The organism is Pseudomonas hunanensis (genome assembly GCF_013393325.1).
In the GTDB taxonomy this organism is placed as follows: Bacteria; Pseudomonadota; Gammaproteobacteria; order Pseudomonadales; family Pseudomonadaceae; genus Aquipseudomonas; species Aquipseudomonas putida_P.
The window spans coordinates 99,570-110,971 of sequence record NZ_QJRC01000099.1 but is presented as its reverse complement, the minus strand read 5'-3'; the positions used below and the strand labels follow the sequence as shown (position 1 = coordinate 110,971).

The following is an 11,402-nucleotide window of genomic DNA, read 5'->3' as shown; positions in this document are numbered from 1 at the left end:
CGTTTGCGATGGCGACACTGACTCACCTTTTCGCCCTTACGGCGAGTCACTTTTTGTCAAACGCGACAAAAAGTAACCAAAAAACGCTGCGCTCCCATCATCCGGCCCCTACGCTGCGCTCCGGGGTTCCCTCACTCCGGCCTTGCTCCCGGGAGGACCGCGCTGCAGGCCCCATCCTGGGGCCCAGCGCTTGACGGGCATCCATGCCCGTCACCTCCCTCCGCAAGGCCTGCGTTCGGCCTCCTGAAGTCGCGAAGATCAAGATCAAGATCAAGATCAAGATCAAGATCAAGATCAAGATCAAGATCAAGATCAAGATCAAGATCAAGATCAAGAGCGAGGCGAGGGAGAGCGGGCGCGTAGCGCGATTCGTAAGCGGTGCTTGGACCGCGTCGCGCTATGCGCGACAATAACGATCATTTTCGGAGCCCCCCATGACCGATTTCACCCCCGACGCCGTCCTCGATGCCACCGGCCTGAACTGCCCGGAACCTGTGATGATGCTGCACCAGCACGTGCGTAACCTGGCCGCCGGCGGCCTGCTCAAGGTCATCGCCACCGACCCGTCGACACGCCGCGACATTCCCAAGTTCTGCAACTTCCTCGGCCATGAGCTGCTACAGCAGCAAGAAGACGCCGGCACGTTCCTGTACTGGATCCGCAAAAAAGCCGACTGAATCGCTCTGGATCAAGCCCGGCGTACCGCCTACACTGCGTTCCCCAGACAGGAGAGCGCCATGCTGATAGTTGCCGACGAGAACATCCCGCTGCTCGATGCCTTCTTCCAGGGTTTCGGTGAAATTCGCCGCTACCCCGGCCGAAGCCTCGATGCCGCCAGCGTCAAGGACGCCGATATCCTGCTGGTGCGCTCGGTGACCAAAGTCGACCGCCAACTGCTCGAAGGCAGCCGTGTACGCTTTGTCGGCACGTGCACCATCGGCACCGATCACCTGGACCTGGACTACTTTGCCCAAGCCGGTATCTCCTGGAGCAGCGCGCCGGGCTGCAATGCCCGCGGCGTGGTCGATTACGTGCTGGGCAGTTTGCTGACCCTGGCCGAGCTGGATGGCGTAGCGCTGGCCGAACGCGTCTACGGCGTTGTGGGCGCGGGAGAGGTGGGGGGGCGCCTGGTGCGGGTACTGCACGGGTTGGGCTGGAAGGTGCTGGTCTGCGACCCGTTGCGCCAAGCCGCCGAGGGTGGAGACTACGTCAGCCTCGAAACCATTGTGCAGCAGTGTGATGTGATCAGCCTGCACACCCCATTGCAGCGCGGCGGCGAACACCCCACCTGGCACCTGCTGGGGCCGGCGCAGCTGGCACAGTTGCGCCCTGGGGCCTGGTTGGTCAATGCCAGCCGTGGCCCGGTGGTGGACAACATCGCCCTGCGCGAGCTGCTGCTGGACCGCGAAGACGTGCATGCGGTGCTGGATGTGTGGGAAGGTGAACCGCAGGTCGACTTGCAGTTGGCCGACCTGTGCACCCTGGCTTCGCCACACATTGCCGGCTACAGCCTCGATGGTCGCCAACGTGGCACGGCACAGATCTACCAGGCGCTTTGCCGCTTCCTGGGAGTAGACGAGCAGGTGCAACTGGCCGACCTGTTGCCCCGGCCAGCACTGGCGCAGGTCGAACTGGATGCCAGTACCGACCCGGCCTGGGCGCTGGCCACCCTGTGCCGCGCCGTGTACGACCCGCGCCGCGACGATGCCGATTTCCGTCGTAGCCTGAGCGATGACCCGCAGTTACAGCGAGCAGCGTTCGACCAGTTGCGCAAGCACTATCCGCCACGGCGCGAAATCGAGGGGCTGGCAGTGCGCTTGCGCGGGGAGTCGCCGCAGTTGGCGCAGTTGGTCAGTGCCTTGGGTGGGGCGTTGGTCTAAGCGACCTTGCCGAGCAATAAAAACCCGGCGCAAGCGCCGGGTTGCAAAAAATTCGCCGATCAACCTTTGCGTACGCGCTCGACCCGGCTTTCTTCCAGGGCCTTGCAGGCCTGCTGGATCATCTGCTCGGTGATGGGCACTTCACGTCCCTTGGCGTCGATGATCGAACCGCATACCTGTGATTGCTGAGTGGTCTGGGGCTTCTGGTTGTCACTGCCATGCTGCAAGCTCATGCACTGTCTCCTCTTCAGGTTCGAGCTCAGGGTAGCCTTGTGCCGTGACTGGCCTGTGACAGCTTCTGTGTCACGGCAGCAACAGTCCAACAGAAACCCTGTGAAAGCTCCATCATCTGCTTAGACCAATGCGTTATAGCACCCTGAAGCCATTCCCCCGCTCGGGATGAATGGTAGTCTGCGGTTTCCCCAGCATTGTGGTCGTCGCCATGCCCGAATCGGTTTCCCCACGTCAACGCCGCGCCTTGCGCCTGGCCTGGCAGTTCGTTCGCCCCTATCGTCGGCAAGTGCTGCTGGCCTTGGTGGTTACCGCCGCCATTACGTTGTCCATGGGCCAGGGCATCCGCTTGCTGGTGGACCAGGGCTTCATGACGCGCTCCGCGCACCAGCTCAACCAGACCATCGGGCTATTCCTGGTGCTGGTGCTGGCCCTGGCAGTGGGCACCTTCAGCCGTTTCTACCTGGTGTCGTGGATTGGTGAGCGCTGCGTGGCCGATATCCGTCGTGCCGTGTTCGACCACCTGATCGGTCTGCACCCAGGTTTTTTCGAAGACAACCGCAGCTCCGAGATCCAGTCACGGCTGACAGCGGACACCACCCTGCTGCAATCGGTCATCGGTTCATCGCTGTCGATGTTCCTGCGCAACGCGCTGATGGTCATTGGCGGCGTGGTGTTGCTGTTCATCACCAACCCCAAGCTCACCAGCATCGTGGTGGTGGCCCTGCCGCTGGTGCTGGCACCGATTCTGCTGTTCGGCCGTCGGGTGCGCAGCCTGTCACGGCAAAGCCAGGACCGGGTCGCCGATGTAGGCAGCTACGTGGCCGAGACGCTTGGGCAGATCAAGACCGTACAGGCCTACAACCACCAGGCGCACGACCGCGAACTGTTCGCCGGCACAGTCGAAGCGGCGTTTACTGTGGCCCGCAAGCGAATTGCTCAGCGTGCCTGGCTGATCACCTTGGTGATCGTGCTGGTGCTGGGGGCGGTGGGTGTGATGCTGTGGGTCGGGGGCATGGATGTGATCGCCGGGCGTATTTCCGCAGGCGAACTGGCTGCATTCGTGTTCTACAGCCTGATCGTCGGCAGCGCTTTCGGTACGCTCAGCGAAGTGATTGGCGAGCTGCAGCGCGCCGCAGGTGCGGCCGAGCGCATTGCCGAACTGTTGGCGGCGCACAGTGCGATCCTGCCGCCCGCCGTGGTACAGGGGCAACCACAGCAGCGGGCCAGCGGGCGTATCGAGCTGCAGCAGGTGGTGTTCGCCTACCCGTCACGGCCCACGGTGGCGGCAGTGGATGGCCTGAGCCTGGCCATCGAGCCCGGGCAGACCGTAGCGCTGGTCGGCCCCTCGGGGGCAGGCAAGTCGACCCTGTTCGATTTGTTGCTGCGCTTCTACGACCCCCAACAAGGGCGCATTCTGCTCGATGGCCAGGCGCTTACCGAATTCGATCCTGACCAACTGCGCCGGCAGTTCGCCCTGGTGGCGCAAAACCCGTCGCTGTTCCGTGGCACGGTAGAGGCCAACATCCGTTATGGCCGGCCCGAGGCAACCTTGGCTGAAGTCGAAGCCGCAGCTCGCGGTGCCCACGCTGACGCGTTTATCCAACAACTGCCGCAGGGCTACCAGACACCGCTAGGGGAAGGCGGCATAGGGCTTTCCGGCGGGCAGCGTCAGCGCCTGGCGATTGCCCGGGCATTGCTGGTCGATGCGCCGATCCTGTTGCTGGACGAAGCCACCAGTGCCCTTGACGCGCAAAGCGAACACTTGATCCAGCAAGCGCTGCCCAGCCTGATGGCTGGGCGCACCACGCTGGTGATCGCCCATCGTCTGGCCACGGTGCAGCATGCCGAGCGCATCGCGGTCATCGACAAGGGTCGGGTAGTGGCGGTGGGCACTCACCGTCAGTTGATCGAGGAAAGCCCGCTGTATGCGCGGCTGGCAGCGCTGCAGTTCACCACCGGTTAGCTTGTCGCGGCTTTGTAATATTTTTGTAGTAATTGCCTGAGAGTATCTGCCTCAACTGTTGCGTAAGTGCTTGACCTGGCTGCCATTGCTTGATGGCAGCCTTTTTTTGGCCTGCCAGTAATGGGGCTGTACAGCGGCCTCAGCCTACCCCTCTGGTTCCGAGACCCTCGATGTTGCGTAAATCCCTCAGAGTGCAAATTCTCTCGCTGCTCGGCGGCAGCGTGGTGGCGATGCTGCTGATCGCCCTGGTGTGTTTCCAGTTTCTGTCGTCCAGCGTGCGTGGTTACGCCGAGTTGGTGGACGGGCCGCTGCGGGCCTCGCAATTGATTGACGAAGCCAACCTGCAGTTCAAGATCCAGGTGCAGGAATGGAAGAACGTGCTGCTGCGCGGGCGCCAACCGGCAGAGATGGACAAGTACTGGCAGCAGTTCCAGGCCCGCGAGCAGCAGGTGCAACAATTGCTCGGGCAACTAATCGACAGCAGCGACGCCAGGCTCAAGGAGCCACTACAGCAATTGCGCGACAGCCACCGCCAGCTGGGCCAGGCCTATGCGCAGGGGCGGCAGGCCTTCCTTGCCGCAGGTGGCGACCCGGTAGCAGGCGACCAGGCGGTGAAGGGCGTGGATCGCGCCGCCAGTGAGCAGATGAGCCAACTGGTCGAGCAACTGCGTGCCGATGCCCGCCAGCGTGCGACGAGCATCAGCGCCAGCGCCGAGCGCACGGTATGGCTGGGCCTGCTGGTGATGCTGGCTTCTGCGGTGATGGTGGGGCTGCTTAGCCTGTGGTTGGTCAATCGCAGCCTGATCGAGCCGATCCGCCAGTTGATCGAGTATGTTGCGCAACTCAGCCAAGGCCGCTTTGCCGCCCGGGTCGACAGCCGCCGTGAGGACGAACTGGGGCGGCTGGCGCGGGCGGCCAACACCCTGCGCGATTTCCTGGCCGACACGGTTGGCCGGTTGCAGGACAACGCGCAGGAGCTGGAAGGCGCCAGTGGCCAGTTGCGCAGTATTGCCGGCGACATGGCTCGCGGTACTCATGACCAGTTCCAGCGTACCGACCAGGTGGCGACGGCCATGCACGAGATGTCCGCCACCGCACAGGAGGTGGCTCGCCACGCCGCCGAGGCAGCCCGTGCAGCGGATGACGCCGACCACAGCGCCCAGGCGGGCGAGCAGGTGATGCAGCAGACCATCGACATCATCGGTGTGGTCAACCGTGAAATCGCTGGCACGGCGTCGGTGATCCGCGATCTGGAGCATGACAGCACGCGCATTGGCAAAGTGCTGGAAGTGATTCGTGGCATTGCCGAGCAAACCAACCTGCTGGCGCTCAACGCGGCCATCGAGGCGGCCCGTGCTGGTGAAGCCGGGCGCGGCTTTGCGGTGGTCGCCGATGAGGTGCGCAGCCTGGCCCAGCGCACGGCGGCGTCGATTGCCGAAATCAACCAGATCATCGAAGCGGTACAGTCTGGGGCGGTGGAGGCGGTGAAGGCCATCGAAAGCGGCCAGCAGCGAAGCCAGGAAGGGGCTGAACAGGTCGAGCAGGCCGGGCAGATGCTGCAACGTATCACCCAGGCTGTGGAGGCGATACGCGATATGAACCGGCAGATCGCCACGGCAGCTGAAGAGCAGACCAGCGTAGCCGACGATATCTCGCGCAACCTGATCGAGATTACCCGCATTGCCACGGCCAACCAGGAAGCGGTGCAGCATACCGAGCAGGCGGGGCATCGCCTGCATGGTTTGTCGGGGCAACTGGGCGAAGTCACCTCGCGCCTGAGCGCCTGACCTTGAAAAGGGGCCGTCACACGGCCCCTGGGGGAAATCCGCCACCAGACCGCTAAAACCATTGCCCTGTGGCGGGTTGCCGCCATGCGGCCCTTCGTTTTACCCCATATTTGTTAGCCCAACCCCAGTTGGCACATTCCCTGCTCCAGGCGGCGCGCGTGCACACAACAACTGGATAACATCAATGAAGAAATTTCTGCTGACGTTCCTCTGCCTGGGCGTCATCGGCTGTTCCAAACCTGCCGAGCCTGAGAAAACCGTCGACGTGCTGTTGATCGGTGGCGGCATCATGAGTGCCAGCCTGGGCACTTACCTCACCGAGCTGGAACCGTCCTGGAAGGTCGACGTCTACGAGCGCATGGACCAGGTCGCCGAGGAAAGCTCCAACGCCTGGAACAACGCCGGCACCGGTCACTCTGCATTCTGCGAGCTGAACTACACCAGCGTCGGCAAGGATGGCAGCATCGACATCAGCAAGGCCGTGGGGGTGAACGAGCAGTTCGAGGTGTCCAAGCAGTTCTGGGCCTACCAGGTCGAGCAGGGCGTGCTGAACAACCCAAGATCGTTCATCAACAATGTGCCGCACATGAGTTTCGTCTGGGGAGACGAGAACATTGCCTTCTTGCACAAGCGCGTCGATGCCCTGCAACACAGCTCGCTATTCCGCGGCATGGAAATCTCCGAGGACCACGAGCAGATTCGCCAATGGGCGCCGCTGGTCATGGAAGGCCGTGACCCGGGGCAGAAGATCGCCGCCACGCGCATGGCCATCGGCACCGACGTGAACTTCGGCGAAATCACCCGCCAGCTGTTCGCTGCAATGACTCGCAACCCCAACGTGTCGCTGAATGTGCGTCATGAAGTGCGTGACATCGTACGTAACGACGATGGCACCTGGCATGTAGTCGTGGCCGACCTGGCCAACGGCGGCAAGGAGAAGGCTGTCAATGCCCGCTTCGTCTTCATTGGAGCCGGTGGCGGCGCACTGAAGTTGTTGCAGAAGTCGGGCATCCCCGAGGCCGAAGGCTATGCGGGCTTCCCGGTGGGGGGCCAGTTCCTGATGACCGATAACCCTGACCTGGTCGCGCGTCACCAGGCCAAACTGTACGGCAAGGCTTCGGTTGGCGCTCCACCCATGTCGGTGCCGCACCTGGACACGCGGATGATCGATGGCAAACAGGTGCTGTTGTTCGGCCCGTTCGCCACGTTCTCCACCAAGTACCTCAAGCACGGTTCGCTGCTGGACATGTTCGCCTCGCTGAACAGCCACAACGTGTTGCCCATGCTCAATGCCGGTATCGACAACATCGACCTCAGCACCTACCTGATGGGGCAATTGATGCTCAGCTTCGATGACCGCATGAACGCGCTGCGCGAGTACTTCCCCAACGCCAAGAACGAAGACTGGAAGCTGCTGCAGGCTGGCCAGCGGGTGCAGGTGATCAAGAAGGACCCGGTACTGGGTGGTGTGTTGCAGTTCGGTACCGAAGTGGTGGCGGCGCAGGACGGCAGTATCGCCGCGCTGTTGGGCGCTTCGCCTGGCGCCTCGACCGCCGCGCCGATCATGCTGACCGTGCTGGAAAAGACCTTCAAGGACCGCATCCAGTCGCCTGCCTGGCAGGCCAGGCTCAAGGAAATCGTGCCGAGCTACGGCCAGAAGCTGAACAACGACCTGGCGCTGACCAACCAGACCCGCGCGTGGAGCAGCGAGCGCTTGCAGTTGTTGCACATGCCCGTAGAAGCTGAAGCCCAAGCCGCGCACTGACGTCGTTCTCGCGCACAACAAAAAGCCCGCGCAAGGCGGGCTTTTTTAGCAGAACCTGGTCGGAGAGACAGGATTCGAACCTGCGGCCTTCTCGTCCCGAACGAGACGCGCTACCTGGCTGCGCTACACTCCGATGAACAAAATCCTACTGCATCCCGTTTTCGCCAGCAAGCCCTTGTTGTTTAAAGGGCCATTGCCAAAACGGTGGCTTGATCAGAGCTCTTTGACGGTGCGGATCTGGTCCTTGTTCAGGCGCGTGCGCTTGCCGTCCAGCTGCTCGAATTCGTAGAAACCGGAGTCTTCGTCGAACTTCGGCGTGTCGGTGGCCTGGATTTCGCGACCATCGTTAAGGGTAATGACAGTCGGCGATGCACAGCCGGCGAGGGCGCCCAGGCCCAGGGCGAGCAGGAAGGCGGGGAGGGTCCGTTTGATCATCGTGTTTCTCCAAGTGCGATGGTGCTAGATGACATTTATGACGCAGGACGTTAGTGCAAGTTCACTCCCAGTGCAGCATAGCGACGATTTCGTCCCCTTGACCCAGGGCAAGGGCGATGGGCGCAACGCCGGAAAAGGTGCGCTGTGATATAACTGCGGCCATCTCATCTTGTTGTGACGGATCCCCATGAAAGCCAAGGCAGATACCCCCTTCGTGGCGTTGAACATCGCCGTGCTCACGGTCAGCGACACCCGTACCTTCGAAACCGACAGCTCTGGGCAAATGTTCGTCGACCGCCTGAGCGCCGCCGGCCATCGCCTGGCCGAGCGCGTGCTGCTCAAGGACGACCTGTACAAGATCCGCGCCCAGGTCGCCACCTGGATCGCCGACGACAGCGTGCAAGTGGTGTTGATTACCGGGGGGACCGGTTTTACCGGCCGCGACAGCACCCCCGAGGCGGTGGCCTGCCTGTTGGACAAGCAGGTGGACGGCTTTGGCGAGCTGTTCCGGCAGATCTCCGTGGCCGACATTGGCACCTCCACCGTGCAGTCGCGTGCGTTGGCCGGGCTGGCCAACGGCACCCTGGTGTGCTGCCTGCCGGGCTCGACCAATGCGGTGCGCACCGGCTGGGATGGCATCCTTGCCGAGCAGCTCGATGCCCGTCATCGCCCGTGCAACTTCGTGGCGCATCTGAAGCAGGCAGCGGTCTGTGACAGCCGTGGCTAAGCTCAGCCAGGCCCGGCCGCTGATGCCGGTGGAACAGGCCCTGGAGCAGCTGCTGGCATTGGCCGAGGCGGCACCGATCCGCGACACCGAGAACTTGCCGCTGGCCGAAGCCGAAGGCCGTGTGTTGGCCACCGACCTGGTGGCGTCGCTCGACCTGCCGCCCTGGCCGAATAGCGCCATGGACGGTTATGCCTTGCGTAAAGCCGACTGGCAGGGCCAGCCGCTGCCGGTCAGCCAGCGTATTTTCGCCGGCCATGCGCCACAGCCGCTGCAACCGGGCACCTGCGCGCGGATCTTCACCGGTGCACCGGTGCCGGAAGGGGCCGACTGCGTCGAGATGCAGGAAAACACCGAAGTGCTCGAAGATGGCCGGGTGCGTTTTCTCGAAGCGTTGCAAACCGAACAGAACATACGCCCTCAGGGCCAGGAAACCCGCAAGGGCGAACAGGTAATGAGCGCCGGTACCCGCCTCGGGCCGATCGAGCTGGGCCTGGCGGCGACCCTGGGGTATGGCCGCCTGGATCTAGTGCGCAAGGTGAAAGTGGCGGTGCTGTCTACCGGCGACGAACTGGTCGAGCCCGGCCTACCGCTGGGGCCTGGGCAAATCTACAACAGCAACCGCAGGTTGCTGGTCAGCTGGCTGCAGCGACTGGGCTGCGAAGTGGTCGACGCCGGCATCCTGCCAGATGACCTGGCCCGTACCCGCACCTGCCTGGCCGAGCTGGGGGGCGTAGACCTGATCCTGTCCACCGGCGGTGTCTCGGTGGGCGAGGCCGACTACCTTGGTGCTGCCCTGCGCGAAGCTGGCGAGCTGGCGCTGTGGAAGCTGGCGATCAAGCCGGGCAAGCCGCTGACGTTTGGCCACTTCCAGGGCGTGCCGGTGATCGGCCTGCCAGGTAACCCGGCCTCGACGCTGGTCACCTTTGGCCTGCTGACCCGGCCCTACCTGCTGCGCCGCCAGGGTGTGGCCGACGTCACGCCATTGCGCTTCGATATGCCAGCGGGCTTTGACTGGCCCAAGCCTGGGACGCGCCGCGAATACCTGCGTGCGCGCATCGAGCAGGGCCAGGTGCGCATCTACAAGAACCAGAGCTCGGGTGTGCTGCGTAGCGCGGCCTGGGCCGAGGGCTTGGTAGAGGTGCGTGAGGGCAGCACGCCAAAGCGCGGTGACAGCGTGCCGTTCATCCCCTTCAGCGAGTTACTTGGCTGAGCGACCCAGCCAGGCATTGGCCAGCGGCGCGGCCTCGGCCGGGGCCACCTGGGTCAGGCGCATGTGCACATTCTCCAGTTGCTGGGCGGCCACGCTCCAGTCGTGGCGCTGGCGGGCGAACTGGCGCCCGGCCGTGCTCAACTGGCTCATGCGCCAGGGCTGGTTGAGCAGCTGGGTGATCAGCAGCGCCAGTTGGTCACCGTCGTCGCTGCCCAGGTAATGCTCGCCATTGTTCGCGCTCAGGCCTGAAACGCCCTTGCCGGTGGTGATTACTGGCAGGCCGGCGGCCATCGCTTCGAGGATTTTCACCTTCGAGCCACCGGCATAGCGCAGTGGCGCGAAAAACAGCGCGGAGCGCCGCTGCAGTTCACGCAGGTCGGGTCGGTAGCCCAACCACTCGATGCGCGGGTCGTTCCAGTGCAATTTCCAGTTGGCGGGCATTGCATGCCCGGCAATTGCCAGGCGTACCGCTGGGTTGCTCATCCATACCTGCGGCATGATGTCTTCCAGCGCCCATTCGATGGCCTCCAGGTTGGCGCCATATTCGAAGTTGCCGACGAACAACAGGCGTTGGCTGTGCAGCGCAGGTTGTACCTGCTGGTAAAAATCACAATCTACACCATTGACCACCACGTTCACTGGGCGCCCGCTGATCTGGCCAATCAGTTCGGCATCGTGGGTGCTGACCGCCACCAGCTCGGTGGGCTGGCGCAGTACGCGATGTTCCCAGCGCCGATAGCGCCAGCGGTCGAAGGCGTTGAGCGGGCGTAGCCACAGCGGCAGGCGGTCGTGGCAAGCGCCGCCCATTACCGACTCCAAGGTGTGCTCGCTGAGCATGTAGGGCAGCCCTCGGGCCTGCAGGGCTTTTTCAAACGGCTGGAAGCTGTAGCTGTGCTCGATCTGGATGACGTCCCAGGGCTCGTCCAGCAACTGCTCGAAGCGGTGCCGCAGGCAAGAGGAAAGGCCATTGATGATGGCTCGCATGGGGTAGTCGATGATGGGTGAAGCCAGCAGGTTCAGCGGGCTGTGCAGCGGGCGGCGGGGCAAAACGATCAGGCGTTCGAGCAGTGGTTCCAGGGCATCACGAGCGCCATCGCTGAGGGGGATTTTCGACTGCACCAGCAGGGTGATCCGGTGGCCGCGTTGAGCCAGTGCGCGCAGCAAGTGGTATTGCCGGGTCTTGCAGCCGCTGGTGGTCGGCCAGGGCAAGTAAGGCAGTGTCCAGAGAATGCGCATTACCCGGAATCCTCGTGAAAGGTTGCAGATAGCAAAACGCGCCCATTGGCAGCAGTGGGGGAGCCACTGCCGGGCGCGTCCATGGCAAAAGGTGTATCTGCTGAGCATAGCCGGGCATTCCCAGGCGTGGGAAAAATGACCGGCCTGCACGATTCTTTGCCAGGG

At 63.2% G+C, this 11,402-nt stretch carries 11 protein-coding genes, 1 tRNA gene and 1 pseudogene; 9 read left to right on the top strand and 4 right to left on the bottom strand.

Annotated features, from left to right (window positions below; all coding sequences use genetic code 11):
* Positions 1-203 precede the first annotated feature (203 nt).
* The 3 genes from DM807_RS24540 to pdxB are packed head-to-tail and all read left to right on the top strand — an operon-like array spanning position 204 to position 1,880.
* Positions 204-413: a hypothetical protein gene (locus DM807_RS24540; protein ID WP_179028068.1), complete on the top strand. Its 210-nt coding sequence runs from the start codon at positions 204-206 to the stop codon at positions 411-413.
* Positions 414-434: 21 nt separating this feature from the next.
* A complete protein-coding gene (gene tusA / locus DM807_RS24535; protein WP_012271322.1) occupies positions 435-677 on the top strand; it encodes a sulfurtransferase TusA in 243 nt (80 codons plus the stop codon).
* Between the two features lie 60 nt (positions 678-737).
* The gene (gene pdxB / locus DM807_RS24530; RefSeq protein ID WP_060494697.1) at positions 738-1,880 is read left to right on the top strand and encodes a 4-phosphoerythronate dehydrogenase PdxB; all 1,143 of its coding nucleotides are present in this window, start codon (positions 738-740) and stop codon (positions 1,878-1,880) included.
* A 59-nt stretch (positions 1,881-1,939) separates the two neighbouring features.
* Here pdxB and DM807_RS24525 read toward each other — a convergent pair whose 3' ends face one another.
* Positions 1,940-2,113 (bottom strand): PA1571 family protein, encoded by a 174-nt coding sequence (locus DM807_RS24525; protein WP_176729473.1) that lies wholly within the window; start codon positions 2,111-2,113, stop codon positions 1,940-1,942.
* 209 nt (positions 2,114-2,322) lie between these two features.
* Here DM807_RS24525 and DM807_RS24520 point away from each other — a divergent pair, with 209 nt between their 5' ends.
* The 4 genes and pseudogenes from DM807_RS24520 (at position 2,323) to mqo (ending at position 7,629) form a co-directional block, all read left to right on the top strand.
* Positions 2,323-4,077, top strand: coding sequence for an ABC transporter transmembrane domain-containing protein (locus DM807_RS24520; RefSeq protein ID WP_179028067.1), 1,755 nt, complete (start codon positions 2,323-2,325; stop codon positions 4,075-4,077).
* Between the two features lie 92 nt (positions 4,078-4,169).
* Positions 4,170-4,931: pseudogene (locus DM807_RS28205) on the top strand (methyl-accepting chemotaxis protein); the annotation flags it as partial.
* A 165-nt stretch (positions 4,932-5,096) separates the two neighbouring features.
* Positions 5,097-5,864 carry a methyl-accepting chemotaxis protein gene (locus DM807_RS28200; protein WP_370739379.1) on the top strand — a complete coding sequence of 256 codons (768 nt, stop codon included), beginning with the start codon at positions 5,097-5,099 and terminating at the stop codon, positions 5,862-5,864.
* 184 nt (positions 5,865-6,048) lie between these two features.
* Positions 6,049-7,629 carry a malate dehydrogenase (quinone) gene (mqo, locus tag DM807_RS24510; protein ID WP_069943105.1) on the top strand — a complete coding sequence of 527 codons (1,581 nt, stop codon included), beginning with the start codon at positions 6,049-6,051 and terminating at the stop codon, positions 7,627-7,629.
* 56 nt (positions 7,630-7,685) lie between these two features.
* On the opposite strand, the gene DM807_RS24505 is transcribed toward mqo, so the two are convergent.
* Both DM807_RS24505 and DM807_RS24500 read right to left on the bottom strand, forming a co-directional pair.
* Positions 7,686-7,762 (bottom strand) — tRNA-Pro (locus DM807_RS24505).
* An 80-nt stretch (positions 7,763-7,842) separates the two neighbouring features.
* The gene (locus tag DM807_RS24500; protein WP_012271328.1) at positions 7,843-8,064 is read right to left on the bottom strand and encodes a YgdI/YgdR family lipoprotein; all 222 of its coding nucleotides are present in this window, start codon (positions 8,062-8,064) and stop codon (positions 7,843-7,845) included.
* A 187-nt stretch (positions 8,065-8,251) separates the two neighbouring features.
* Between DM807_RS24500 and moaB the strand changes: the two genes are divergently transcribed.
* A complete protein-coding gene (moaB, locus tag DM807_RS24495; RefSeq protein WP_012271329.1) occupies positions 8,252-8,791 on the top strand; it encodes a molybdenum cofactor biosynthesis protein B in 540 nt (179 codons plus the stop codon).
* On the top strand, positions 8,775-10,001 hold the full coding sequence (locus tag DM807_RS24490) for a molybdopterin-binding protein (RefSeq protein WP_179028065.1): 1,227 nt from the start codon (positions 8,775-8,777) through the stop codon (positions 9,999-10,001). Before moaB ends, DM807_RS24490 begins: the two co-directional genes overlap by 17 nt.
* Here DM807_RS24490 and DM807_RS24485 read toward each other — a convergent pair.
* Positions 9,990-11,237: a glycosyltransferase family 4 protein gene (locus tag DM807_RS24485; protein WP_179028064.1), complete on the bottom strand. Its 1,248-nt coding sequence runs from the start codon at positions 11,235-11,237 to the stop codon at positions 9,990-9,992. The genes DM807_RS24490 and DM807_RS24485 overlap by 12 nt on opposite strands.
* Between the last annotated feature and the right edge of the window lie 165 nt (positions 11,238-11,402).

Excerpts from the sequence above, each read along its gene's own strand:
- DM807_RS24500 (WP_012271328.1), bottom strand. The coding sequence starts at position 8,064 with ATGATCAAACGGACCCTCCCCGCCTTCCTGCTCGCCCTGGGCCTGGGC.
- DM807_RS24540 (WP_179028068.1), top strand. The coding sequence starts at position 204 with ATGCCCGTCACCTCCCTCCGCAAGGCCTGCGTTCGGCCTCCTGAAGTC.
- DM807_RS24485 (WP_179028064.1), bottom strand. The coding sequence starts at position 11,237 with ATGCGCATTCTCTGGACACTGCCTTACTTGCCCTGGCCGACCACCAGC.
- tusA (WP_012271322.1), top strand. The coding sequence starts at position 435 with ATGACCGATTTCACCCCCGACGCCGTCCTCGATGCCACCGGCCTGAAC.
- DM807_RS28200 (WP_370739379.1), top strand. The coding sequence starts at position 5,097 with ATGGCTCGCGGTACTCATGACCAGTTCCAGCGTACCGACCAGGTGGCG.
- moaB (WP_012271329.1), top strand. The coding sequence starts at position 8,252 with ATGAAAGCCAAGGCAGATACCCCCTTCGTGGCGTTGAACATCGCCGTG.
- mqo (WP_069943105.1), top strand. The coding sequence starts at position 6,049 with ATGAAGAAATTTCTGCTGACGTTCCTCTGCCTGGGCGTCATCGGCTGT.
- DM807_RS24525 (WP_176729473.1), bottom strand. The coding sequence starts at position 2,113 with ATGAGCTTGCAGCATGGCAGTGACAACCAGAAGCCCCAGACCACTCAG.
- DM807_RS24520 (WP_179028067.1), top strand. The coding sequence starts at position 2,323 with ATGCCCGAATCGGTTTCCCCACGTCAACGCCGCGCCTTGCGCCTGGCC.
- pdxB (WP_060494697.1), top strand. The coding sequence starts at position 738 with ATGCTGATAGTTGCCGACGAGAACATCCCGCTGCTCGATGCCTTCTTC.